Source organism: Tolypothrix sp. PCC 7601 (assembly GCF_025677855.1).
In the GTDB taxonomy this organism is placed as follows: Bacteria; Cyanobacteriota; Cyanobacteriia; order Cyanobacteriales; family Nostocaceae; genus Aulosira; species Aulosira diplosiphon.
The window spans coordinates 4,490,773-4,516,782 of record NZ_CP064879.1 but is presented as its reverse complement, the minus strand read 5'-3'; the positions used below and the strand labels follow the sequence as shown (position 1 = coordinate 4,516,782).

The window sequence follows — 26,010 nt, the reverse complement described above, 5'->3', positions numbered from 1 at the left end:
ACACCGTTTACATTCTTTTTCCGGGTATATCTCAGCAGTTAAACCCTGGGGAAATTTTAAAATTTAACATGACAATCTCCCTAAATATAATGATAATGCCGATTAATGAATGCGGGGTATAACCCTACACCTGTTCATTGCCAAGCTTCCGTCTAGGAATGCTATTCCAGAGGTTCTGCCTTGAATTAATTATCGGGCTTTGCCTTCTGATACAGCTTTGAAAATCAAAGCTAGGCATGAATCATGGAGGGTAAAACCTGACATTAATTCGCCAACAATATCAATAAATTTAGGAACTTGTAGCCTTCTATCTGTTGTCAAAAATATAACCATAAAGATGGTCTTCGTATGGATTTTGTTCCACTCAGGATTAATCCCAGTTTTTAGATTTGAAGAAGGCTAAAGCCTATATTTATACTGCAACAAATATAATAATCTTAACAAAAATTGACACTATTATGTCCGAAAAAATTTTCGGTAAGTTAATAGGTATTTAAATTGCATCATCAGGGCAGGCAAGATGCCTACCCCACAAGAGATTGATAAAATTTATCTGCTAATTAGATTTGTTTTAGCTTAACAGCCAAAGCTTTGTGTCAGTATCTATCAAAGGTACTCAAGAACAGTGAAATTATCTGACAAAATTAGGGGCGTACAATTAGCTGTACGCCCCTACAGTGGCTTATGTTTCAGTGCTAATTACGAAGCATTTTGTAACTCAGCAGTGCGGACTGATAGTTGTTGTGTTTGATTACCTCGTTGCACTTTTACCTGCAACACTTGACCGAGTCGACTATTTTCGACAACATTCTGCAACTGTTCCGCAGTGGTAATTGCTTGTCCATCAATTTGGACAATTACATCCCCGCGTCGAATACCAGCAGATGCAGCTGGGGAATTGGGTACAACTCGCATCACTAAAACTCCGTTAACTTCTGGTATTTGAATAGGAGAGTTAGGATCTGTGTTGTTCTGCTTGGCTAACTCGGGTGTTAAAGATACCATTTGCACACCTAAATAGGGGTGAGCAACTTTACCAGTACGTTGCAGTTGTTCTGCGATCGCCTTTGCTTTATCTATGGGAATAGCAAAGCCAATCCCCATAGCATCAGCACGAATGGCGGTATTAATCCCAATTACTTCACCTGTACCATTTAATAACGGCCCGCCAGAGTTACCAGGGTTAATCGCTGCGTCAGTTTGAATAAACTCTAGACGTTTATCTGTAATCCCCACTTGGGCGCTAGAACGCTTGAGGGTGCTGACAATTCCCAAAGTGACGGTATTATCAAATCCTAAAGGATTACCAACTGCGATCGCCCAGTCTCCCACCTGTACATTACTAGAAGAACCTAGGGGAGCAACTGGTAAATCATTCCCGGCATTAATTTTAACTACCGCCAAATCTGTAACTTCATCAATACCTTGAACTTTGCCATCAAAGGTGCGACCATCTTTAAGTCGAACTGTGACGCGATCGGCTTTATCAACTACATGGGCATTGGTAAGAACTAATCCACTCTTATCCAAAATGAAGCCAGAACCCAAACCGCGCAATTGTTCTCTCGATGGCTGTTGAGAGAAACCATCACCGAAAAACTGGCGGAAAAATGGGTCTTCAAAGAACGGATCGTTGCGACGGGTAATTGTGCGTTCTGTGTCAATCCGCACCACTGCTGGCCCCACACGATTAACGGCGGCTGTGACAAAGCTGCTGCTACCTATAACCGATGAAGCTGGTGATTGACGTTGCGCCAGCAATTCTGATGGATTTGCAGTTGTAGCCTTGGGTGCTGGTTCAGCTTCCGAAGGTAACACCCGCAGAGTGGTAAAAGTTAGCACAACTCCTAGAAATATGGCTAAAACATGGGAACTGAGTTGGCGTATAGACCGGGTTAGTTTGGGAAATCTCATAATCACAACCTAAATCTAGAAGCGTAATTTTTACTTAGTCGTGACAACTCTATCTAAATTTATTTTTACAGAATCGATGAGAATGCTTGCGTATAGACGCTTGCACTCTACTTCATGTTTCACCATTTCAGAAACTAGAGTCTAGGAGCTAAGTAACAAATATGTCCTTGCTCTCCCTGACAATGCCCAGACATAGAGTGAACACCTGTAATCAAATTAATTGTATATTTACCTCAAAAGCTATTATGGACATTTCCCCTAACAAAGTTCGGATTTCACGCCACAATTAAAGATTGGTGGTTGTAATTGGTAATTGGTAATTGGAATTTATCTCCCAATCCCCAATCCCCAGTCCCCAGTCCCCAATCCCCAGTCCCCAGTCCCCAGTCCCCAGTCCCCAGTCCCCAGTCCCCAGTCCCCAGTCCCCAATCCCCAGTCCCCAATCCCCAGTCCCCAATCCCCAGTCCCCAGTCCCCAATCCCCAGTCCCCAATCCCCAATCCCCAATCCCCAATCCCCAGTCCCTCATCCCCACTACGCTACTATCTTAGTTAGCCAACACTTCGATAACCCATGAATGGAAACCGATCGCCTGAAGAATCCTTGAGTACATCTCAACCAGCAGAACACTCGCACAATCACAGTAAAGATCACGAACATTCCGATCATCATTCTGTGCATGGAGACTCGGTACATCCTCACGTGCATAGCGAAGAGTCTTTAAAGCGAATTGTAAATCGGCTTTCGCGTATAGAGGGTCACATTCGTGGTATTAAAACAATGGTGCAGCAAAATAGCCCTTGTCCGGATGTTTTATTGCAAATAGCCGCAGTCAGGGGTGCATTGGATCGGGTAGCGCGAATTGTGCTCGATGAACATTTAACTGAGTGTATTGCTAGAGCTGCCCAAGAAGGTAATATTGATACGGAAATTGCCGAACTTAAGGCAGCTTTAGATAGGTTTTTGCCTTAGAAAATAGCTATTATCAATCAATAATTATCTTCAGAATTTTTATTCATTAGGGTGACTGACTATCTATAAAAAATGCCTTTAACAAATTATAAATTTAACTACTCTTTCATTAAAAACTACAATAAGCCGGTAATTCTTTTTTTGCATGGCTTTATGGGAAAAATTGATGAATTTGATGAAGCCATCACCTTATTATTTGATGAATTCTCTTATTTGACTATTGACCTCCCTGGGCATGGCAGAACGCAAGTTTTAGGAACTGATGAATGCTATACAATGCCATACATCGCTCATGCATTAATTAACTTGTTAGATGAACTGCAAATTAGCAGATGCTTTTTAGTTGGCTATTCAATGGGTGGGCGATTAGCTTTATATCTTACCCTGCATTTCCCAGAACGTTTTTTTAAAGTGGTACTAGAATCTGCTTCTCCAGGTTTAGCAACAGAAGCAGAAAGGTTAGCGCGTATTCAATATGATTATCATATAGGCAGAAAATTAATCAGAAGTCTTGAGACAAGTGATTTTGAAAATTTCTTATCAAATTGGTATAGTCAACCGATTTTTGGTGATATCAAAAATCATCCCAAATACGAATTGATGCTCGAGAGTCGCTTGCAAAATCATCCTCTAGAATTAGATAAATCCCTACGTTTTATGGGTACGGGATATCAACCTTCTTTATGGGAAGAACTCAAACAAAGTAAGAATCCTCTGCTGCTATTGGTTGGGGAATATGATGAAAAGTTTATAGATATTAATCAGAAAATAGCTGATATCTGTAAAAATGCTCAATTAAAGGTAATTAAAAATGCTGGGCACAATACTCACTTTGAAAATACCAGCGAATTTGTACAAAATCTCCGCACATTTTTAGCGTAGATTGTTGAATTCACGTAGGAAAGCCAGTCGCGTGGGCGGTGAGTGCAGCCACACATGCGGCTATACGCTGAGTAGACTGCCGTGGAGGTTGGGTAAAGGTTAAAGGGAAAGGGGTAAGGGACAAAAACCTTTCTCCTTTACCCCTTCTCCTTTACCCCACCAAGTTGCCTTAGCGTACTACTAGAGAGAAGTTAAATCAGCACTGTTTACAGGCTAGAAAGTACTTCCCTTGCTACGGCTAAAGTTTGGTCAATATCTTCATCGGTGTGAGCAAAAGAAGTAAACCCAGCCTCAAATTGAGATGGTGCTAGGTAAATACCACGCTCTAACATACCGCGATGGAAACGTCCGAATTTAGCTGTATCCGCACTTTTCGCATCTTCGTAGTTATGCACTGGGCCTGCTGTGAAGAATAAGCCAAACATGGCGCTGATATGACCGCCACAAGCTGCATGACCAGTTTCTTGAGCAATTTGCAGTAAGCCATCTGCTAGCTTTTTGGTAATGCGCTCTAGGTAGTCATAAGTACCAGGTTTTTGCAGCAATTCTAGAGTTTTAATCCCTGCTGTCATCGCTAGGGGGTTACCAGAAAGTGTCCCAGCTTGATATACAGGGCCAGCAGGGGCAACCATTGACATAATATCGCGACGACCGCCATAAGCTCCCACAGGTAAGCCACCACCGATAACTTTACCCAAGGTGGTCAAATCGGGGGTAACGCCAAATTTTTGTTGCGCGCCACCATAAGCGATGCGGAAGCCTGTCATGACTTCGTCAAAGACTAATAATGCGCCATGTTCATGGGTAAGTTCCCGTAAGCCTTCCAAGAATCCTGCGTCGGGAGGAATAAACCCAGCATTGCCCACCACTGGCTCTAAAATCACACCAGCAATTTCATCACGGTTTTCTTCAAACAAAGCCTTCACAGCTTCCAAATCATTGAAAGGAGCTGTGAGAGTACTAGCAGTTGCCGATTTTGGTACTCCTGGGGAGTCGGGTAAGCCGAGTGTCGCCACACCAGAACCAGCTTTTACCAAGAACATATCAGCGTGTCCGTGGTAGCAGCCTTCAAACTTGATGATTTTTTCCCGATTGGTAAACGCCCGCATGAGCCGTAACACAGCCATACAAGCTTCAGTTCCAGAATTCACGAATCTGACCATTTCGATGCTGGGAACGGCATCAATGACCATTTCTGCTAAAACATTTTCCAGTGCAGAAGGCGCACCGAAACTGGTGCCTTTTTCCAAGGCTTCATGTAGCGCGGCAATTACTTCTGGATGAGCATGACCACAAATAGCAGGGCCCCAAGTACCTACATAGTCGATGTATTGATTACCATCAACATCCCAAATGTATGCGCCTTTGACGCGATCAAACACAATTGGCTGTCCACCGACAGATTTGAAGGCACGGACTGGGGAACTAACTCCTCCAGGCATGAGATTTTGGGCAGCGGCGAAAATCTCTTGTGATTTTGTGGTTTTAATCGACGTATTTACCAAGGTTCTCTCCTACGTGAGGGGCAAATTAAAAGCTCTATCTTAGGATAGGGTTAAAAACTGTTCAGAATTTCTATCCTATAAAATTACCAGAACTAAAAAAATAACAATATGTTATACCAGTCGAATCAAGATTTGCCTGTAGAAATTCGCTCGCGATTATCTGAGGCATACCAGGATCTTTATCGGGCGGCTTTTAACTCGGCAGTTCACTGGTATGGTGAAGCCGCAAAAGCGCATAAGGTGGCATTGAGTGCGGTAAAGATGCAATCTGCTATGGATAAGAATGCTCTAGTTTAAGATTATATAATTGGCTGACTATTAAAAAAATCGTGCGAGTTGACCTATTGAGAATGGTATCGTGAATCAAGGAATCGTTCTCACGCAAAAAATTAGCTGGTATGTTCTCTAAAGAACCGCATTCACTACACAACGCCATCCCCGTTGAAAAAATTCGTTATGACGAACAAGGTCTAGTACCGGCAATAGTTCAAGATTATCTTGATGGCACTGTCTTGATGATGGCGTGGATGAATCGGGAGTCTTTACAAAAAACTTTAGAAACCGGAGAAACTTGGTTTTGGAGTCGATCGCGTCAAGAATTGTGGCATAAAGGGGCGACTTCTGGTCATCTGCAAAAAGTGCAAAGTATCCGTTATGACTGCGATAGTGATGCACTCCTCATTGGCATAGAACAGATAGGAGATATTGCTTGCCATACAGGAGAGCGCAGTTGCTTCCATCAAATAGATGGGCAAATAGTAGCCCCACCAGGCGATACATTGTCACAATTATTTCAAGTAATCTGCGATCGCCGTGACAATCCTACGGAGAGTTCCTACACCTGCAAGTTATTTGCTGGCGGTGATAACAAGATTTTGAAAAAAATAGGTGAAGAAACTGCTGAGGTTGTCATGGCATTTAAGGATGATGATGCCGATGCGATCGCAGGTGAAGTTGCAGATTTGCTCTATCATACTTTGGTCGCTTTAGCACATCATAAAGTTGATGTCAAAGCCGTTTATCGGAAGTTGCAAGAACGGCGGAAATGAAGGGGTAAAGCAGTTGAAAACCTCCTACCTGGATTTGTAGAACTGACATGGTTGCTCAACCTGAGACAAAACACTACACCGTTGAAGAGTACCTGGAACTCGAAGTTGCCTCCGACATCCGCAACGAATATCGCTATGGAGAGATTACCCCTATGACGTGTGGAACCCCAGACCATAATGATATTGCCAGCAACCTTGTGGCTATCCTGAAAGGAGGATTGCGGGGAAAGCCATACCGTGTATTTATCCTGGATCAGCGACTCTGGATTCCCGGTACAAATCTCTATACTTACCCTGATGCGATGGTTCTGCCCAAACCCTTAGAACTTCAAACTGGACGCAAAGATACTGTCGTAAATCCCTGCTTTATCGCTGAAGTGTTGTCTAAATCTACCCAAAACTATGACCGTGGCGAGAAATTCGTTGCCTATCGTAAAATTCCTACCTTCCAAGAATACCTGCTGATCGATCAATATTGCATACACGTTGAGCATCATGTCAAAACAGGCGCTCATCAGTGGCTATTTTCAGAATACGATGACCCAAATGTCACCCTTTCTTTAAGTACCTTTGAGTTGCAAATTCAAATTGCAGAACTTTACGAAAATATTGATTTTTCAAACGTTTAAGTTGAAAGGCTAAAACATAAATAGAACAAGTGATTGAAGCTGAAGCAGCGATCGCAAAAACTTGAATAAACCAGCAACTTGAAGCATTAGGCATCACCCTAACTGCTACGACTTAAATTATCTGGGAGTAATTATGAAAGCACTTAAAGTCATGGCAACGATTAACGATCAGGGACAACTAACTTTAGATCACCCGCTTTTAACTGATAAAAATAGCCGAGTAGAAGTCATTGTGCTAATCCCTGATGAAGAAGTTGTTCTGGATGATCAATCTCAAGCAGAAGTTTTAGCAGATTTTCGGCAAGCGTGGCACGAAGCCATGACTGGGCAAACTATCCCGGTGGCTCAAATGTGGGAAGGGCTAGAAGATGGTTGATCGGCCTTTGATTCAAGTTGACGCTTCGCTAACATTCAACCGAAATATACGCACTCTTGCTAAGAAATATCGCAGTATTAGAAATGATATACAACCTGTTATCGAACAACTTCAGCAGGGAGAGTTACCAGGAGATCAAATACCTGGTGTTGGTTATACAGTCTTCAAGTTGAGAGTCCGAAATAGCGACACTCAAAAAGGTAAAAGTGGTGGCTATCGTTTAATTTACTACGTCAAAACAGCAACAGGAATCATTTTACTGACCATTTACACAAAATCTGAACAAGTCGATATCGCCGCAGATGACATTCAGAGCATCATTACAGACTATGAGCAACGGACTCTCACCGAGCAAGATGATATCTCAGACAATAGCTAGAAATTGCTAAAACAAGAGTAGAACTGTCGATTGAAGCTGAAGAAGCGATCGCAACAGCTTTATTGATCCGAGACTTTTAAGGTTGATAGCGGATACTAAAGTAAAACCCATCATCTTGAGCATTATTACCGCGATCGCTTAAATCTACAAAGGGGATGCCATAATCTAGGCGCATGGTTAATTTATCAATGCCCAAGGCTTGATTCCACAATAGCCCTAAGCCGGCACTGGCTAAAAATGTTTGATTGGGTAGCTTATTGGGATTGTCTGATTGATTCCAAACAGCGCCTAAATCAACAAACGGTATCACCTGTAGGGTGGATAATCCGGCTTTATTGCGTTGCACTGTAATTCTGTCTTCAATTGCAAAACGGAATCCATTATCGCCAGAACGGACATTTTGCCGATAGCCGCGCACAGATTGTCCGCCACCAATGACGAATTGCTGGGAAGGTAACAAACTATCTGGTGTGAGTTGCAAGTCTGCTTGGACAATTAATAGATGATCGTTATTTAGCTGCTGTACGCGCTGGATTTGACCTAGCCAACTGAAAAAACGACTATCAGGAATGGGATCACTATTAATCGTGGCATCAAATAAACCAGTGCCTAAACTAAACTGCGATTGTAACAGCCAAGCGCCGCGCGGGTCGCGTCGGACATAATCTTGGCTAAACTTAAATACACTGGTACGACTAACGCCATTAGCATCAGGGCCGATACCAAAGGGAGTGGGAAGTTGATCGAAGAGAAAAGTTTGCCCATCTTCATAAGTAAAGCCGAAAGACAAGGCAAATTCTTCTTTAGGTGATCGCATTAACGGCTGACGATAACTAATTTCATAAACATCTTGATCGCCTTTGATCCCAAACTGGTCAAAAGGTGGCTGGGTAATTTCGTTGCGATTGGGTGCAACTCGCAGGCGTAACTTCCCATCCATCGCATTTAGGGGAATTTGATAGCTAAAATCAAAGCGATCGGAACCACCTGTCAGGGTGCGATAATAAGCACCTGCGATTTCATCTCCTATCCCAGTTAAGTTGCGGTGAAGTAGTTGGATTCCTAACCTTTCTGAACCAATACTAGGCGGTGAATAGTTATCGATACTGAAGCTGCTGACAAAAGGATTGGCTTCATCAACCCTGACGATAAGAATACTTTCACCAACTTTTCCCGTAGGGCGCAGGCTGGCTTCTACATTATTAAATAGTGGATCGAGTCGCAGTAACTTGAGCTTTTCTTCTAGCTTAATTGTATTTAAGGGAATCTCTGCACCTAATTGAATGCGATCGCGCACATATCCAGGATTTAAGCGCTTTGTTCCTTGCACCTCAATTTCTGACAACCGCCCTTCAATAATGCGAATTACCGCCACACCATCTGTATTTCCAGCCTGTTGCGTTACGGGAATCGCCCGGGAATTTATATAGTTATTGTTCAGATAAAGCTGAGTCACAGCATCAGCAGCTTTCCGCAATTCCTCTACTGTTAATTCCCGCCCTTCAAATGGCTGAACAACCTGATTTAATTGTTGTTCTGTAAATACGGTGCTATCTACAACATTAATTTTGCGGACGAAAAATCTCTCAGGAGTTGTTGGTGTGACTGCTGGTGGCGGGTTGGGGGGGCTAAATTCCGGCGGGGTAGTTTCTGGCGGTTGGGGGGTTGGGGATTGGGTAATTGGTAATTGGTAATTGGTAATTGGTAATTGGTAATTGGGTTTTGACTCAGGACTCAGGACTTTTGACTCAGCACTGTTTTGAAACTCAGGACTCAGGACTTTTAACTCAGCACTGCTTTGAGACTCAGGACTGTTTTGCGACTCGGAACTCAGTACTTTTAACTCAGTACTGGTTTGGTTGGCTGTGGCTTTCAAGCCTGTGATGGCAAGTATTCCAATTAAATGCAGAATGAATAAACTGCTTTTAAAACCAAAACTTTGATACAAGAATGATATAAAAAATTTCCTATTAACAATATAGTTAAAAGCTTGATGGACGGTAGCTAAAAACTGCCGTTGATATCGACATTTTATTGATTTCTTGCGGATACTTCCCAAAGCATCAATTTTTTGATATATTTTCTTACTTTGCGGAATTAAAATTTCAGAATTAAGATTATTTTTTATACTTTTTTTCATTTCACTATACTGAAATGGATGATGTATAAAGTTCTCAGTTATTAGGTATAAGCTATCAGTTTCATTGGCAATATAACGCCTTCTCAAACAAACTGCAGAAGGCGCTATAGCTTTGTAAAACTGCACTATACGCTTAATTACTGTTTACTTAGTTAAACACCTGGCTAGTTGAGATTCCGGAAAATTGTTTTAGCCACAGTAATATTTAAATATCATATTTTTGCCAGTCATATTCAAAAAAATTAATATATTTAATTACATTTAACACTGCAAAATTCTCAGTGATATCCGATAGGATAAATATGCTGGTCAGAGATTAGAAATTGCGTTGGAGAACTTCCATGTCACTGCCGATTTCCATTGTCATTACGAATTACAATCGGGAGCATTTTCTAGGAGAGGCGATCGCCAGCGTCCTGAGGCAGACATGGCGAGATTTTGAGTTACTCGTGTGGGATGATGGCTCTACAGATAATTCCCTTGCGATCGCGCAAAAATATGCGGGGCAAGATAGGCGAGTGCGGGTAGTAGCAGCACCCCATCAGGGAGTAACTGCGGCACGACGAGATGCGATCGCTCAAACTACAGGAACCTACATCGGCTGGGTAGATAGTGACGACTATTTAGCACCAACCGCCTTGGAAAAAACCGTTACTATCCTCAACCGTCAGCCAGAAGTCGGCTTTGTATACACCGATTATCTAGATGTTGACGACAAGAGTAAAGTTATTAGATATGGTCGGCGCAGTTTGATTCCCTACTCTCAAGAACGACTGCTAGTCGATTTCATGACTTTTCAATTCCGCCTAATTCGTCGTTCTATTTATGACTTAGTAGATGGGTTCAATGGTTCCCCGGATTACGCGGAAGACTACGATTTATGTTTGCGGCTTTCGGAAGTTACTCAAGTTGCACATATTCAGCAGCCACTTTACTATTACCGCCACCACGCTGGGAATATCACCAAACAAGCCCAGCTAGAACTGCTGTTATGTTCTCAACAAGTTATTGCCCAAGCATTGCAACGGCGAGGACTAGCTGATAAATATCAAATCGATGTCGAACTTTCCACAGGGCACTTTTTCTTGCGTCACAAGCAAGTAGAGGGCAGGAGGCAGGGGGCAGAAGGCAGGAGGCAGAAGGTAAGAGAACATAATTCCTCTCAAGTCCGCAAACATTTACTCAAAGCCCAGCCGCTTTGCGCCGGGATTCTTCCCTTATTTGCAACTCTCTCTGCTATTACAGCCCAAGCTCAACAAATTATACCTGCTAATGATGGTACAAATACCATCGTTACCCCTAATGGTAACAGGCTAGATATTACTGGTGGTCAGACTTCAAGTGATGGTGCTAACCTATTCCACAGCTTTCAACAGTTTGGTTTAACACCAGAACAAATTGCGAACTTCCAAGCCAATCCTAATCTGCAAAACATTTTAGGTAGGGTGACAGGTGGTAATGCTTCCATTATCAATGGCTTAATTCAGGTAACAGGGGGAACTGCTAACCTTTACTTGATGAATCCCGCCGGATTTGTTTTTGGGCCGAATGCTAGCTTAAATGTTCCTGGTGCGTTCACCGCCACCACCGCCAACGGAATTGCTTTTGGTGATAGTTGGTTTAATGCTAGTGGTGCGACGAATAACTACTCCGTTTTAGTTGGTAATCCCACAGGTTTTGCCTTTACCATGAGCCAGCCAGGAGCTATATTAAATGCTGGTAATTTGGCTGTGGCTGATGGGCAAAGTTTGAGCCTTTTGGGTGGAACAGTGGTAAATACCGGCACTCTTACAGCACCATCTGGGCAAATTTTGGTGACATCTGTACCAGGGGAAAATTGGGTACGCCTTAGCCAGCCTGGTAATTTGTTAAGTCTGGAAATTCAACCTTCAGCGGCTAATAGTAATCAACCAAATAACTGGACAATCCCCATTCCCTCTCTACCGGAATTACTCACTGTTGGGAATACAGGTTTAACGGCTAACCCTGATGGAACAGTGAAACTTTCAGCTTCTAACACAACTATCCCCACAACACCCGGTACAACCATTGTGTCTGGGAAAGTTGATGCTTCTGGTTCCACAGGCGGGAAGGTGAATATTTTAGGTCAACAAGTCGGTTTAGTTGATGCCAATATTAACGCCTCTGGAAATAATGGTGGCGGTACAGTCTTGATTGGTGGAGATTATCAAGGTCAGGGTACTGTACCAACTGCGACTAACACTTATGTTGATAGTAAATCGGTAATCGCTGCCGATAGTAACCTCAATGGCGATGGGGGAAGGGTAATTGTTTGGGGTAATGACACCACCCAATTCCTCGGTAAAATTACAGCGCGTGGTGGGGCGAATAGTGGTAATGGTGGTTTTGTGGAAGTATCGGGTAAAAATTTCCTCACCTACAATGGTCAGGTAGATACTTCCGCAACTAATGGTACATTGGGGACTTTGTTACTCGACCCCAGCACCTTAAGAATTATTGATGCCGCCGCAGGTGGTACTTTTGATGGGACACCGAGTAGTATTCCTTTTGGATTGGCTGATAATGGTGCGAATACTATTTCTTGGGGTGCGTTAAGTACTGCTGGTGCCAATATTGATTTACAGGCGACAGGAAATATTACTATTGACCCCATTACAGGGAATACACCTGGAGTCACAACTGCTGCTGGTGTAGCGACACTAAATTTAGGCGGTGCAGGTAGTTTCCGGCTAACTTCACAAAATGGTGCTGTTACCTTTGCCAATACCAGCAACACCATCAATACTACTGGAGGCGATATCTTTATCTCCGGCGCGAGTTTATCACTAGGGAATCTCAACACTACAGGTAACTTTGCTCCTAGCGGTGATGTGAATTTATCTGCAACAGGTAACATTACTGCGGGCAATATTAACACTAGTGGCTTTGTGTTTGGGGGTGAAGGCTACGGTGGTGGCTATAACGGAGGTAATATTACTGCTACTAGTAGCGGGGGTGCGATTACCCTGGGAAATCTTAGCACCAATATCAGTGCCGTGACTGGGGGTCAGGCGGGGACTTTAAATTTAACTGCTGTTGGTAATATCAATACAGGTAATATTAATACCTCCGCAACTGGAGGTTTCCAGTCAGGTACAGGTGGAACCGTTCAAGCAACTAGTAGTGGAGGTAGTATCACGACAGGCGCAATTAACTCATCTGTAACCAAAACCGGGCAGAGTGGCAATTATACGGCGACATCTGGTGCAGTGAACTTAACTGCTGCGGCTAATATTACGACTGGTGCAATTAATTCCTCAGCTACCGCATTGAATGTTGATGGTGATGCAACGGCTACAGGTGGAAACGTCACTCTCAGGACAACCAATCCTTTTGGTAGCACAATTACCTTTACTACAATCAACAGCCAAGCGACGACGGAACCAGGAGGTACTGTAACTGGCGGTGATGTCCAAGTCCTAACTAATGGGCTGGTGCGAGGAACAGGTACTCTACTAGGAAATACCATCGCAACTGGTGGCATTATTAATGCTGGAGAAGGCGGTACTAGTAGCTCTGCACCACCTATCGGCGGTAATATTACAATTCAACATGATGGCGGCCCTGATAATGTGCCGTTTACCGTAGGGAATGCTAGCGTCAACGGTACAGCAGGCGCACTCAACGCCGGGGGAACTTCCATCATTAATGCAGGTAGCTTGAGTGCGCCTGTATTACCCAACGGCGGCGCAGCTAGCGGCACTCCCGCCGGGATTACAATTAATTCTGTCAACACTCCCCCAACATTAACAGCCAACACCACATTACCTAATACCCAAATTAATCAATCGGTAGCTGTTAATTTTGGTAGTTTAGGCGCAGTAGTTACCGATGCTAACAACGACAACACCACCATTCGCATTGATGCAGTCAATTCTGGTACTTTAACCGTTAATGGTGCTGCTGTTGTTCCTGGTGTGACTACAGTATCAAGCGGTTCTAACTTAGTTTACACACCCCCAACAGATACTACTGGTTCGCTCAATGCCTTTACCATTCGCGCCAGTGATGGTGTTTCTACTTCCACACCTGTACAGATAGGTATCAACGTCACCCAGACAAATAAGCCAGATATTCCTGTGTGTAATTTCAATTGTCTACCAACAAAAGTTGATGAGCCTGTCAATAATAATGGTGGTGGCAAAGATCCAAAAGTTGGCGAAGAACTTCCAGAAGATAAATTCACTGGGGAATTTGAGCAACGTTTAGGTGTCGGTGGTACTACACTCAAATCACCCGATGATGCCAAAGAAATAGCTATTGAAATTGAAAAAGCCACTGGTGTAAAGCCGGCATTTATTTACCTCAGTTTTGTACCTGTAGAAATTGCACCTGCTTCAGCTAATAAACAGCTAAATACTACAGCCGAAACAGATAATGAACAACTGGAAATAGTAGTAATTACAGGCAAGGGTAATCCCATCCGCAAACGCATTCCTGAAGCGACAAAAACCAAAGTTCTCAAAACAGCTAATCAATTCCGCCAAGAAATTATTAATCCAAGCAATAACCTTTATTTGCGGCCATCTCACCAACTTTATAATTGGATAATTGCCCCAATCAATGCAGAATTGCAAACACAAGGAATCACAAATTTAGTATTTCTCCCAGACATTGGTTTACGTTCTGCACCAATGGCAGCGCTTCACGATGGTAAAAGCTTTTTGGTAGAAAAATATAGTGTGGGTTTAATGCCCAGTCTCAGTTTAACTAACACTCTGTATACAGATATTAAAAAATCCCAAGTTTTAGCTTTAGGTGTTTCCCAAAGTACCCAAGGACAAGAACCTTTGCCAGCAGTTCCAGTGGAAATATCAACATTAGTGACGAAACTATGGCAAGGTAAGTTACTGTTAGATAAACAAGCAACTTTAGCTAATCTCAAAGCAGTTCGTCGTCAAGAACCTTTTGGGATTATCCACATGGCTACCCATGCAGACTTTGAGCCAGGTACTTTGAATAAATCCTATATTCAATTGTGGGAAGATAAACTACGTTTAGACCAAATCCGGCAATTACGCTTAAACGACCCCCAAGTTGAGATGATGGTATTAAGTGCTTGTCGCACTGCGATAGGAAACGAAGAAGCAGAGATTGGGTTTGCTGGTTTAGCTGTACTGGCTGGTGTCAAAACTAGTGTTGCGAGTCTGTGGTACGTCAGCGATTTAGGTACAGCCGCCTTAATGACGAAGTTCTACGAAAGCTTGAAAACCGCACCTATTCGCGCCGAAGCTTTAAGACAAGCACAAGTAGCGATGGCTACAGGCAAAGTTTTCGTCAAAAATGGTCAAATTCAAGGTTTAGAACCTGTGACAAGTTTGCCTTTACCTGCTGAAAGTATCGATGAACAAGATAAATCCCTGTCTCATCCTTATTATTGGGCAGCATTTACAATGGTGGGTAATCCCTGGTAAGGGTGATTATTAGGCAATACAGTTCAGATAAGTTCATTAGTGATTGATTTGTCAGTTGTGGAAACAGCTAGCTCAATTGGGGGATTCTCCCCCAAACCCCCTCCAAAATTATTGTTGAGTTTTTTGTTGAATAATACCAATTCCAATAATGTTTGCAACAGATACATTCTTTGTAGGGGCACGGCATCTACAATCTTTTGGTATATGAAATATCTTACAGGTGCCGTGCCCCCACCCATCTGTCGCGTTCTTTTTTCAAAATGGTATAACTAGTTTTTTGGTTTTGTTGTCAATTATTTTTCTTAACTGAACTGTATTACATGATTAGGTGTAATTTCACTGAACTTTATAGAGATTTAGATACCCAAATTTTTTAAAAAGTCGGGTATCTGGGCATTTTTATATTGTTGGCGGTGCGTTAGGCTGAAGCCGTAACGCACCCTACTGGCATGGCAAGCCTTAAATGTTGCAATAAAGATTAATTTTATCCGCGTTTATCAGCGTTTATCTGCGGTTAATTTTTTCTAATCTAACGCACTATTTTAGTCTAGACACGCCACTACTGGCGTGGCAAGGCTAAAATGTTGCAATAATTTTTCTTGTGGGGTGGACATCTTGTCCGCCCCGGACGGGTAAGATGTCCACCCCACAAGAGTTTTTTTCATGGACTATTTTAGTCTTGTCAGTCCACTACTAGATTGAAACTATCCCAACAAGAAGATGTGCAATTTAGATGTGCACCAGAGGATTACAATTTGCAGCTTAATTCGCCGGCTTTTTGGGTGAAGCGGCGATTTTCACGATAGTCTACAGGACAATCGATAACTGCGGGGACATCTTGGGCTAAAGCTTCTTTAAGAACAGGAATTAAATCTGTCGCAGCTTCAACTCTGTAACCTTTTAAACCCATGCTTTCGGCTAATTTGACAAAGTCAGGATTACCAAAGCGGATAAAAGCTGACTGTCCTGGGCCAAAATGATTTTCTTGCTTCCACTCAATTAACCCATAGCCACCATCATTAAATATTAAGGTGACGAAGGGAGTACCGACGCGCAAAGCTGTTTCTAATTCCTGGCAATTCATCATAAAGCCTCCATCGCCAGTTGCAGCCACTACTTTGCGGTTGGGATAAACGAGTTTTGCAGCTAAAGCGCCAGGAATAGCAATTCCCATTGCTGCAAAGCCGTTGGAAATAATGCAAGTATTGGGGCTATGACAATGATAATGGCGGGCAATCCACATTTTATGTGCCCCTACATCCGAGATGACAATATCATCAGGGCCCATCACTTGCCGCAAGTCATAAATTAATTTTTGCGGTTTGATAGGAAAGCCATCATCATGGGCGTGTTCTTCGTAGTCGGCACGAATATTTGGTTTTAAGCTGATAGCGTAGGGATTGGGTTTATTTTGTCTATCGGCTAACTTTAAAATTTCAACCAGAGAATCAGAAATATCACCAATTACTTCTGCCTGGGGAATATAACTGCTATCAATTTCTGCGGAACTGAGGGCAATATGAATAACGGGAATTTGTCCGTCGGGATTCCATTTTTTTGGTGAAAATTCGATTAAATCGTAGCCAATAGCAATTACTAAATCTGTGTTATCAAAGCCGCAGGTAATAAAATCACGTTGCTGCAATCCCACTGACCATAAGGCTAAGTTATGAGTATAAGGAATCACGCCTTTACCCATAAAAGTATTAGCAACGGGAATATTTAGTTGGGTAGCAAATTGGGTAACTGCATCACTTGCTTGGGCGCGAATCGCTCCATTACCTACTAAGATTAATGGGTTTACTGCTTGGGAAATTGCCGCAGCAGCAGCGCGAATACTAGCAAACGATGCATAGGTTTTTTCAATTTTATCTTTACGCAAGGGTTTGCCTTCTACAGCCATAGCGGCAATATTTTCTGGTAAATCGATATGTACTGCACCTGGTTTTTCCGATTGCGATCGCTTAAAGGCTTTCCGGACGACTTCGGGTGTAATACTAGGGCGAACAATTTGCTTATTCCACTTAGTAACCGGGGCAAACATTGCCACTAAATCTAAATATTGATGGGATTCGATATGCATTCTATCGGTTCCCACTTGTCCGGTAATTGCTACTAGTGGCGCACCATCAAGGTTAGCATCTGCTACCCCAGTCATTAAATTAGTCGCCCCAGGGCCAAGGGTAGAAAGACAAACCCCAGCTTTCCCAGTTAAGCGTCCATAGACATCTGCCATGAATGCTGCACCCTGTTCGTGACGGGTAGTAATAAATTTAATGGAAGATGTTTTTAAAGCCTCTAAAACATGGAGGTTTTCTTCACCAGGAAGCCCAAAAAGATATTCTACACCTTCATTTTCTAAACACTTTACTAATAACTCTGCTGTATTCATTTTGTTTCCTCAATATTGTTGTTTGCCATTTGTCATTCGTCATTCGTCAAAAAACAAATGACAAATGACAAATGACCAATGACTAATGACTAACTATTTAACCCACACAGTTTTAACATTGACAAACTCATGTATTCCCTGAATGCTCAATTCTCTACCATACCCAGAACGTTTGATACCGCCGAAAGGTAGGCGGGGGTCGGATTTCACCATTCCGTTAATAAATACTGCGCCAGCGTCAATTTCTGTAACTAAGCGATCGCGTTCTTGGGCGTTGGTTGTCCAAGCGCTTGCGCCTAAGCCAAAGGGTGTGGCGTTAGCAAGTTTAATGGCTGCGTCAATATCGGGAACACGGAATAATAAGGCTACTGGCCCAAAAAATTCTTCTTGGGCGATCGCACTATCTTGGGGAATATCTATGATGATGGTGGGTGGATAAAAGTTACCAGGACGATCGGCTAAAAGTTGTCCGCCTGTGAGGACTTTACCGCCGCTTTTAACGGCAGTTTGGACTTGTTGGTCTAATTCCTGGAGAATATCAGGAGTTGCCAATGGGCCTAAGTCGGTGTCTAGTTGCATGGGATCGCCAACTTTTAAAGCCAGAAATTTATCTAACAACAGTTTTTCAAATTTATCAGCGATCGCTTCTGCAACAATGAAACGTTTCGCTGCTATACATGATTGCCCGCTATTCAACATTCGTGCTGTAGTAGCTGTGACAACTGCTGTCTCTATATCAGCACTCTCTAACACGATGAATGGATCGCTTCCACCCAATTCTAGGACTGTTTTTTTAATTTGTTTACCTGCCGCAGCTGCTAAGGATGCACCAGCAGGTTCACTTCCGGTTAAGGTAGCAGCTTTGACTCTCTCATCAGCCATCAAATCGGCTACTTTCGCTGCACCGATTAATAGTGTTTGAAAAGCACCTTCAGGAAACCCAGCGCGGCGAATAATATCTTCAATTGCTAAGGCACATTGCGGTACATTAGATGCGTGTTTAAGTAAACCAACATTACCCGCCATTAGTGCTGGCGCAGCAAAGCGAAACACTTGCCAGAAAGGGAAATTCCACGGCATCACGGCGAGAATTACACCTAATGGCTGGTAACGCACAAAACTCTGACTGGCATCGGTTTTTACAGAAACATCAGCTAAGAAATCAGCCGCATTTTCTGCATAGTAGCGACAGACAGCCGCACATTTTTCCGCTTCTGCGATCGCAGCTTTTAAAGGCTTACCCATTTCCAGGGTCATTAACTTGCCAAATTCTGCCTTCTCTTGTTCTAAAATCTCAGCAGCTTTGATCAGCCATTGCGATCGCTCTCTAAAACTAGTTTTGCGGTAATGCTCAAAAGCCTCACCAGCTAAATCTAGCTTCGCAGCAATTTCTGTATCATTCAGCGCCTCAAAAGTCTTGATTGTCTCCCCAGTGGCAGGATTAATGGTGGCGATAGCCATTGCCTGACCTCCGTTTAAAATTAGCTTGAAGTAGCTCCTTAGTGTTACACATATCTTTTGAGGAAGCTACCATCTAAATTGTAGACTTTTAGCCAATATTTACTTTTGTAATGTTAAAGATTTGCAACTTAAAATGTCGCTAAATATACAGCTTAATTTAGTATTTATACTTGTTTAAAACCTAAATTTAACCGCATCACCAAAGTCTATCCCCCTCATCTCCCTCATCTCCCTCATCCCCCTCATCCCCCATCATCTTGCTTTAACGCCCTGCGCGCCAACTTAACGTAAGTTTTCACGGTAGTATAGGGCATTTCTAAATCTTCGGCTATTACTTGCAAAGATTCTCCCATTTCGCGCCTTGCCAAGATTGTCGCCCAGGTTGCAGCAATTTTATCAGTGCGATCGCCTCCTGTGCGTTTCCTTTGGGCGGTGAATATTTCTGTTAATTCTGCAATCCTCTCCCCCAGCAGATTTGTCAGTAACTGCGTGGGTGTAGTTGGTTCTGGTTCCAACCAATCTAAGCGCGTTTGTCCGAGTCCAAAGGTGGTTTTGTGTCCTGTACCGCAGTAAGGCGCAAGTCTCACTAAGGCATAAAACAAGCGGGTAAATTCTGTATTAGCTAAAGCAGCTTTACTCAAACCACAGGAAATCGCCCCTGTAAAGCCAGTCACGGAACCGCGTTTACCAGCCGCCACTTTTACCGATTCCAACCGATGCTGATGAATAATCACCCCTTCATCTATCCAATCGAGGAAAGCTTCTGTTTCTATGGGAATTCCCGAAAAGTCATTCCAACGGCGCAAATAGCTGTGGAAGAGATTTACAGGCACAGGAAGGGGGAAATGATGACCTTTGCGGCGGAAACTGGTAGGGGAAACAAAGCTGAGACTGACGTTAGTTTGTTTCTCCACAGATGACTGCAACAATTGGGCGTAGGTTGTGGGTGGATGAGCAATACTCACCTGTTTAATTTGCAAGGGCGCATCCCTTAAAGCTAAAGTTTGTGGCAGTTGGGTTAACCATTGACCCAGAAACTGCGCTACCCTCGGAGATAGGGCGTTAACGTGCCAGTGATAAGTCTGCTTTGCTTCTAGATGCAGCTGTCTACCAGTAGGAACGAGTTGACCTTCCAACGCTGAGATATTGAAAGGCTTTTCCGATTCGCCATCATGGAGATAAGCCGAGAGTTCCGGGTTGAATTGTCGTACTTGGTCAAGAAACCAAGCATGAAGCCCAATTGTATACTGCGAATATAGGGAAGTAGAACTAATAGCTTCAAGGTCAAACACCAATCCCAACAATTCTGTATCATCAGCCCACGTAGGAACAGAGGACTTAGTCACAGATTTGGACTTGGCTTTGCGAGTGGTAGATATTGCTGCTCTTGCCATCGCTGCTTGCTATGCAAATAATGTGGAATATTTTACTGTGGTTTCATCCCCTGTGGGGGACTAGGAACTGGGGATTGGGGATTGGGGTAATGGGTAATGGGTAATGGGTAATGGGTAATGGGAAGGAAAACTTGGCCCCTTAGCTGTTGACTATTATCCGTTAACCAAATTCTGATACCAATTATCCTTTCTGTGAAGCTGCACATATTTTAGATCCCCCAAAATCCCCCTTTTTAAGGGGGATTTTGATGATTGATTCCGGTTCCACCCTTAAAAAGGGGGGCTAGGGGGGATCTGATTCTATGCAGATCCATCAAGAATTGATATGAGTTTAAAATGTTATCTCTTGTGGTATTGATATTTATGTAATTTCCAGGCATTGGACATTGAATTAAAAATAAATAGGGATCAATTTCAACATAATTCGTAATTAGTTATTAACTCTACAATTGTTGAGTTATGTAAAGCAAAAATTAGGTTTTTACGCAGTCTGTAATTGCTGAAATTGTTTATTTTCAAGGGAATCAGCAAAATATTACAGATTGTAAAACAATCGCTCAATATTAGTGGTGATTATTTTTCTGTTTCAAAGAGAATTTATTTATGAATTAAAAATAAATTAGTTTTTTTGACTTTTTAGTGTAAAATTTATCCTTCCAATTCATGTTAGTTGCAAACTTTGCCGAATCGCATTGTTGCAGTCTGGTTGGCTGAATCTTTGATGCGAAAAATAATCATTCTCAGAAAAAGCGATCGCTCTTTTCAAACCTGAGTGTATGGGTGAATAATTCTCATAATCCCCTTACGGGGGAAGTGTAAGCGTAACAGTACAGATAAAACTAAAGTAATTGGTCATACTGCTGGGTTTCCATCCCCTTGCGGGGTAGGTGTAAGCATAACTAAGTCCGATACCGCTTGTTGGATATACAGCGATATGTTTCCATCCCCTTGTGGGGTAAGTGTAAGCGTAACCGTTCAAGCTTGGAAGGAAGCTGTTCATGCACAAATCGGGTTTCCATCCCCTTGCGGGGTAGGTGTAAGCGTAACTACTTGAAGAAACCGAAGGCTTCGACGGTGATATCCAGTTTCCATCCCCTTGCGGGGTAGGTGTAAGCGTAACAATCTTAGACCAGTGTTTAGCAATACCCCAGTCACCGTTTCCATCCCCTTGCGGGGTAGGTGTAAGCGTAACCCAGCACCCTATGCTCTGCAAATGGGATTGGGACGTAGGTTTCCATCCCCTTGCGGGGTAGGTGTAAGCGTAACCTGCCGACTATAACAGGATAAAGAGAGTCTGCCTAGGTAGCTATGTTGTTTCCATCCCCTTGCGGGGTAGGTGTAAGCGTAACCCCTCGATTTGAAACCCTTATCCTATATAGCTTCTAGAGGCGGTTTGCGGCCGATACTAATTTTATTGCTTTTCCGCCAGCAAAATATCCAGAAAAAATCTCTGAAAGCCTTACAGGATAAGCGAACGGCCGATTCCACGAAAAAATTAGGGTTTCAGCGATTTGGCGGATCGGCCGCAAAACCGCTTTTTCCTGTCCAGGGTAGTATGGAAATCTACCCCAGAAACACAATATATTTATTGAATTTTCAAGGTTCTGTGGTCTAAAAAAGCTAGAGAAAGCACTGAGGACTTTACAGTAACTTTGCAATGTAAATAACTTAATTCAATAACTTATCTTCGTCAAGCTTTACCTATAAAAAACTTTAAGCTCAAATACTGAGTTAACTTACACACTTTACACTTTTAATGCTGCCATCTTCTTTGAGAGACACAATTTTTACCTTAACCATCTGTCCTTCTTGCAAAGAACTGGCTTTTTTCGGTTCCTTCTCTGTTAACCTAATCGTCCCCAAAATTTCATAGGTGACTTTATTACTATTGATTTTGGTAACTTGAGCCTCGATAATTTGCTCAACTTGAAAGTCTTGCGCTTGAACCACTTTGGCAATTTCCACTTGACGCGCTGACTCAAGCACAGTGGTTTGAGGTGTAGCAATTTCCCCAATCGGGACACCAGCATCTTTGTAATAACGCATCAAGCGCGCTACCCAACCTAAAATTTGCAGCATGGTATGAGCATCGCTCACAGTTTTGAGATAATCGCTACAGGCTTTCTCGATACTGCGGTAATAATCGGTAGTTTTGCTGCTATGTCCAATGTGTTTACCGTTACTAACAAGGGTTTTCAGGTATTGGAAAAACCTAGAAGTTGCATTTTGCTGATTTACAGAAGCGCGCAGGTAAGCAACAGCTTTACCCAATTCGTTGATATCTGTATTATCTCTCACTAAAGTTTGAGCGATCGCATGGGCAATTTCCCACTGTGCATCCGTGAGAGATTCGGAAGATAATTCAGCTATTGTCATAATTTAGTACATTCCCGATGGTGGTTCGCGATCGGTGGGATAGCGTAAAATTGCAGCCAGTTCTTCTAATTGCGGTTTTTGAATCAAGCGTGAATGTGCTGCTTGAATTTTTTCTTTGATAAATTGTTGTAATTTTTCCCCAGTCAACTCATCAGATTGATTGAGATTATAAGCTGAATAACGCTGTTTCAGGTTTTGCGGTTGGTGGATTTTATCGATATTCACAGTCATTGTTCCCATCCCTATCGGTTTACCACCGCCAACTTTTAAAGCCATCGGATATTTAGCATCTTGTCCTAAGACAATTAATAAAGTACCTAATTCTTCGGCTGTCAGATTTTTAAAATGTAATTGAGTGGTGAAAATATATTCTCTACCAGCTTGTTGTACAGGAATTCCTGAATTTTGACCTTTATCAATTGCCTTGAAAGTATTATAATAAAACTTGCGTCCAGCAACTTTTCCTCTAATAAAATATGCCCCACGTTCATCAGGACGAGGACGATATAATGAGGGCATAAATCCTGTAGAAAAGCTGATATTTTCACACTTAGCATCGTTAAAATCTAGCAAACCTTGCCAATCTAAAGCACCAAAAACTCTACTCGCAGGACAAAGTTGTTCTTTGTGGCGACAAGGTAAGCGTTCTGGGGGGATTTTATCTCTATATCTATTAGTAATTACTGCTAAAGTACTATTAGTAATCGCCTCATAGACAGAGCGGATACAACCTTTCAGTGAACTACCTTGAATTGATAGCTTCTGGTCTACACCCTGTACCATTGTTTTAATCAGGGGAATTTTTTGACCGATATCGCTACCCATAACCACCACCCCTGTAGAGACATGAAGAGGAGTCTGCACTTTGAGGGTAAGATACAAAGTACCATGCAGGCGATCGCTAAAATATTTATGATGTCCAATTGGACGCTGTAAATTAGGGCGTTCAGTTGGAAAGGAAACGAATTCGTAAGGTTTTGGCGGAAGTTCTGGCGATGAACCCCCACCGCTAGAACGGTTAGGTGGTTGAGGTCTTGAGGGGCGATTTACTGTCATAATTATTGTTTAATTGTCAAAGCGACAAAGTGAACTGTAGAAGTTTGTTTATCGATAAAATAGCGTTGAGCAATATTTGATGCTTTCTCAGGAAATCCTTTCGGAAAACGGGTTTCTGTAGATGCATATAAATGAGCATTTCTGTCTTGCGTTTCCCATTTTTCACCCACAGGGCTAAAATCAGCATACTCACCAGCAACAGTTAAAAGCAGCACTTCATAACTATTTTTGCGCTTATACTTCCATCTCAATTCACAATTTTGATTAAACATTTGTCCTTCCAGCATCGGGAAGTCATCTTCTGTGGGTGCTTGTCTCCAATTATCGCTAACTTTATGAGTCCATCTCAGGAAGTAGTAACTAGGTTCAATTGCAAATTCTTGAATTAAATCGAGCAATTCTGCAACTGATAAAAGTTTTTCTTTTACACCAACAAAAGCCGTCATCTTGATACCCCTAATAAACCACTCCAAGATTTAACAGCACGTTCAAATAAATCTGTTACTGTACCATCTCGCCAAGTAAGTTGCACACCAAAACCTAAATCCATTGATGTTGCTGCTACTGGTGTATCTTGTCTATCTTCTGTACTATTTTCTTTTAGAAAACCATAGGTTCTTGCTTCATGGATTTCTAAAAATTCTCCCGCACCTAAGAGATAAGTATGGTTCCATTGTTTTTGACTACCAATAGCCTGAATTTGGCGTTTATCTTCCGATAAAACACAACCAGGATATTGCACAGTTGCTTGATTCAATTTCACCTGTACAGTACCCAAACCGCGAGATTTCGCAAACCCTAAACCAAACCAACCGTCATCTAAATCGCGCAAGACTAAACCAATTAAACCTAATTGGGAGAGAGTAAAGTTTTTAAGGTGAATTTTTGTTTTAAATTCCCCAGCCGTACAAACTTGATAATTAAAAGGCCCCACAGCTACTGAACCAAAAACCCTATCAATTGCGACACCATTCCGTTCTTCAATTTTCAGAGGCTGAGACTTATCTGGATAAGCATCTTCAATTCTCAATCTACTAGCAATGGAAGTATTACCAAATATTTGGTCAGTAAAACTAGATAATTTGTAAATATCTGGTGCTGATTTATTCTCCAGATAATTGTACTTATCGCTTAACGGATCGTTAGCCCAAGGTAATTTTTTAGAGTTAGGTTTATCTTCGCCTACAGTCCTAACAATTCTTTCAGCATGGGCGCGAATTGCACCTTTTAAACTACTTCCAGGTAAATATATAGAACGCCCACCAGCATGATATGTTTCCACAAATTCCATATCCGGCTTAGTCGGATCGGCTCCTTCCTTACCCGATTTAATCAACATCGGCCCGTCAGGAATTAGGGTTAAATCAATAGTACAATGGTTAACAAATCTTTTGTGCATAGGTATATTTAGTTGAAAAAATATTGCAAATTAAGCCGCTACTAAATTATTTAACTGTATTTCACATTGTTGAAATACAAAATTAACAGTAGCAAAAAGTTTATCTAGCTCTTGAATAGTATAGAAGGTGCTATTCCTGGTAAAAATTTCTCCTTCCAGCTTACCAAATTGCCAGCGGTCGCCATTAGAAACGATACCAAAAATCACTATTTGATATTCTCCATTCAGTCTTTGGGCTGCAATCATTTCTGCTAAACATTGCGCCCAACCAGTTTCAAAGTTATCTTGCTTGGCTTCTACTAAAATGAAATATGGCTTATCAAAAACAACTTTACCCAATGGGGAACGTTTAGCCAAAATATATTCAGGAAATCCAGATAATTTTTCGTCATAATTCAAGGATTGATGACTCCATAAAATAAACTTACTGCGGTAAGTCTTCCAAACTTCTTTGAGTATGGGATAAATCAGATTTTCACAGATAGCAAACTCTGAATTATCAACAACAGCATCCCGCATCATCAGTTCTAAATCTTCACGGAAATAGTCAGGAATAGTAAAAGCAAGTTCACTGACAAAATTAGCTTCGGTATAAGTGATTTGAAATGCTTTGAGAACTTCCCCAATAGTTTTGAAACTGCTGAAAGCCATA

General features: G+C 42.2%; 21 protein-coding genes and 1 CRISPR repeat array. Of the genes, 8 read left to right on the top strand and 13 right to left on the bottom strand.

Translation table 11 applies throughout. From position 1 onward, the window contains the following. Positions 1 to 189: 189 nt before the first annotated feature. The 3 genes from HG267_RS18555 to HG267_RS18545 all read right to left on the bottom strand — a co-directional run bounded on the left by HG267_RS18555 (position 190) and on the right by HG267_RS18545 (position 2,420). Positions 190 to 333, bottom strand: coding sequence for a hypothetical protein (locus tag HG267_RS18555; RefSeq protein WP_155538930.1), 144 nt, complete (start codon positions 331 to 333; stop codon positions 190 to 192). A gap of 366 nt (positions 334 to 699) precedes the next feature. Next, complete coding sequence (locus tag HG267_RS18550) at positions 700 to 1,914, bottom strand: HhoA/HhoB/HtrA family serine endopeptidase (protein WP_045867773.1); 1,215 nt, start codon at positions 1,912 to 1,914, stop codon at positions 700 to 702. Positions 1,915 to 2,189: 275 nt separating this feature from the next. Then, on the bottom strand, positions 2,190 to 2,420 hold the full coding sequence (locus tag HG267_RS18545; protein WP_045867774.1) for a hypothetical protein: 231 nt from the start codon (positions 2,418 to 2,420) through the stop codon (positions 2,190 to 2,192). A gap of 66 nt (positions 2,421 to 2,486) precedes the next feature. Here HG267_RS18545 and HG267_RS18540 point away from each other — a divergent pair, with 66 nt between their 5' ends. Both HG267_RS18540 and menH read left to right on the top strand, forming a co-directional pair. Next, a complete protein-coding gene (locus tag HG267_RS18540) occupies positions 2,487 to 2,885 on the top strand; it encodes a metal-sensing transcriptional repressor (protein ID WP_045867775.1) in 399 nt (132 codons plus the stop codon). Between the two features lie 72 nt (positions 2,886 to 2,957). Continuing rightward, a complete protein-coding gene (gene menH / locus HG267_RS18535; protein ID WP_045867776.1) occupies positions 2,958 to 3,767 on the top strand; it encodes a 2-succinyl-6-hydroxy-2,4-cyclohexadiene-1-carboxylate synthase in 810 nt (269 codons plus the stop codon). Positions 3,768 to 3,973: 206 nt separating this feature from the next. Here the strand turns inward: menH and hemL are convergent, their stop codons facing one another. Continuing rightward, positions 3,974 to 5,272 carry a glutamate-1-semialdehyde 2,1-aminomutase gene (hemL, locus tag HG267_RS18530; RefSeq protein WP_045867777.1) on the bottom strand — a complete coding sequence of 433 codons (1,299 nt, stop codon included), beginning with the start codon at positions 5,270 to 5,272 and terminating at the stop codon, positions 3,974 to 3,976. Between the two features lie 108 nt (positions 5,273 to 5,380). Here hemL and HG267_RS18525 point away from each other — a divergent pair, with 108 nt between their 5' ends. From HG267_RS18525 to HG267_RS18505, 5 genes are all read left to right on the top strand, one after another. Beyond that, positions 5,381 to 5,569: a ChaB family protein gene (locus HG267_RS18525; RefSeq protein ID WP_045867778.1), complete on the top strand. Its 189-nt coding sequence runs from the start codon at positions 5,381 to 5,383 to the stop codon at positions 5,567 to 5,569. Between the two features lie 101 nt (positions 5,570 to 5,670). Beyond that, the gene (hisIE, locus tag HG267_RS18520; protein WP_045867779.1) at positions 5,671 to 6,321 is read left to right on the top strand and encodes a bifunctional phosphoribosyl-AMP cyclohydrolase/phosphoribosyl-ATP diphosphatase HisIE; all 651 of its coding nucleotides are present in this window, start codon (positions 5,671 to 5,673) and stop codon (positions 6,319 to 6,321) included. A 47-nt stretch (positions 6,322 to 6,368) separates the two neighbouring features. Then, positions 6,369 to 6,950, top strand: a complete 582-nt coding sequence (locus tag HG267_RS18515; protein ID WP_045867780.1) for a Uma2 family endonuclease — start codon at positions 6,369 to 6,371, stop codon at positions 6,948 to 6,950. Between the two features lie 133 nt (positions 6,951 to 7,083). Then, positions 7,084 to 7,326, top strand: coding sequence for a hypothetical protein (locus HG267_RS18510; protein ID WP_045867781.1), 243 nt, complete (start codon positions 7,084 to 7,086; stop codon positions 7,324 to 7,326). Next, a complete protein-coding gene (locus tag HG267_RS18505) occupies positions 7,319 to 7,705 on the top strand; it encodes a type II toxin-antitoxin system RelE family toxin (protein ID WP_045867782.1) in 387 nt (128 codons plus the stop codon). Before HG267_RS18510 ends, HG267_RS18505 begins: the two co-directional genes overlap by 8 nt. 76 nt (positions 7,706 to 7,781) lie before the next feature. Here HG267_RS18505 and HG267_RS18500 read toward each other — a convergent pair whose 3' ends face one another. Next, positions 7,782 to 9,845, bottom strand: coding sequence for a ShlB/FhaC/HecB family hemolysin secretion/activation protein (locus tag HG267_RS18500; protein WP_081583873.1), 2,064 nt, complete (start codon positions 9,843 to 9,845; stop codon positions 7,782 to 7,784). Between the two features lie 341 nt (positions 9,846 to 10,186). On the opposite strand from HG267_RS18500, the gene HG267_RS18495 reads away from it, so the two are divergent. Beyond that, on the top strand, positions 10,187 to 15,280 hold the full coding sequence (locus tag HG267_RS18495) for a CHAT domain-containing protein (RefSeq protein WP_045867783.1): 5,094 nt from the start codon (positions 10,187 to 10,189) through the stop codon (positions 15,278 to 15,280). Positions 15,281 to 16,028: 748 nt separating this feature from the next. Here the strand turns inward: HG267_RS18495 and HG267_RS18490 are convergent. The 8 genes from HG267_RS18490 to HG267_RS18455 form a co-directional block, all read right to left on the bottom strand. Beyond that, a complete protein-coding gene (locus tag HG267_RS18490; protein ID WP_045867784.1) occupies positions 16,029 to 17,672 on the bottom strand; it encodes an acetolactate synthase large subunit in 1,644 nt (547 codons plus the stop codon). A 93-nt stretch (positions 17,673 to 17,765) separates the two neighbouring features. Continuing rightward, positions 17,766 to 19,133, bottom strand: a complete 1,368-nt coding sequence (locus HG267_RS18485; protein WP_045867785.1) for an NAD-dependent succinate-semialdehyde dehydrogenase — start codon at positions 19,131 to 19,133, stop codon at positions 17,766 to 17,768. A gap of 242 nt (positions 19,134 to 19,375) precedes the next feature. Continuing rightward, positions 19,376 to 20,527, bottom strand: a complete 1,152-nt coding sequence (gene cas6, locus HG267_RS18480) for a CRISPR-associated endoribonuclease Cas6 (protein WP_045867786.1) — start codon at positions 20,525 to 20,527, stop codon at positions 19,376 to 19,378. Positions 20,528 to 21,391: 864 nt separating this feature from the next. Beyond that, positions 21,392 to 21,876: a CRISPR direct-repeat array (repeat unit 36 nt; unit sequence GTTTCCATCCCCTTGCGGGGTAGGTGTAAGCGTAAC). Between the two features lie 382 nt (positions 21,877 to 22,258). Then, entirely contained in the window at positions 22,259 to 22,903 is a 645-nt protein-coding gene (locus HG267_RS18475) for a hypothetical protein (protein WP_045867787.1), read from the bottom strand. Positions 22,904 to 22,906: 3 nt separating this feature from the next. Continuing rightward, positions 22,907 to 23,959 (bottom strand): RAMP superfamily CRISPR-associated protein, encoded by a 1,053-nt coding sequence (locus tag HG267_RS18470; RefSeq protein ID WP_045867788.1) that lies wholly within the window; start codon positions 23,957 to 23,959, stop codon positions 22,907 to 22,909. A gap of 2 nt (positions 23,960 to 23,961) precedes the next feature. Next, a complete protein-coding gene (locus tag HG267_RS18465; protein ID WP_045867789.1) occupies positions 23,962 to 24,405 on the bottom strand; it encodes a hypothetical protein in 444 nt (147 codons plus the stop codon). Then, positions 24,402 to 25,358, bottom strand: a complete 957-nt coding sequence (locus HG267_RS18460; protein ID WP_045867790.1) for an RAMP superfamily CRISPR-associated protein — start codon at positions 25,356 to 25,358, stop codon at positions 24,402 to 24,404. The genes HG267_RS18465 and HG267_RS18460 overlap by 4 nt, the downstream gene beginning before the upstream one ends. A 30-nt stretch (positions 25,359 to 25,388) precedes the next feature. Further along, entirely contained in the window at positions 25,389 to 26,009 is a 621-nt protein-coding gene (locus tag HG267_RS18455) for a hypothetical protein (protein WP_045867791.1), read from the bottom strand. Between the last annotated feature and the right edge of the window lies 1 nt (position 26,010).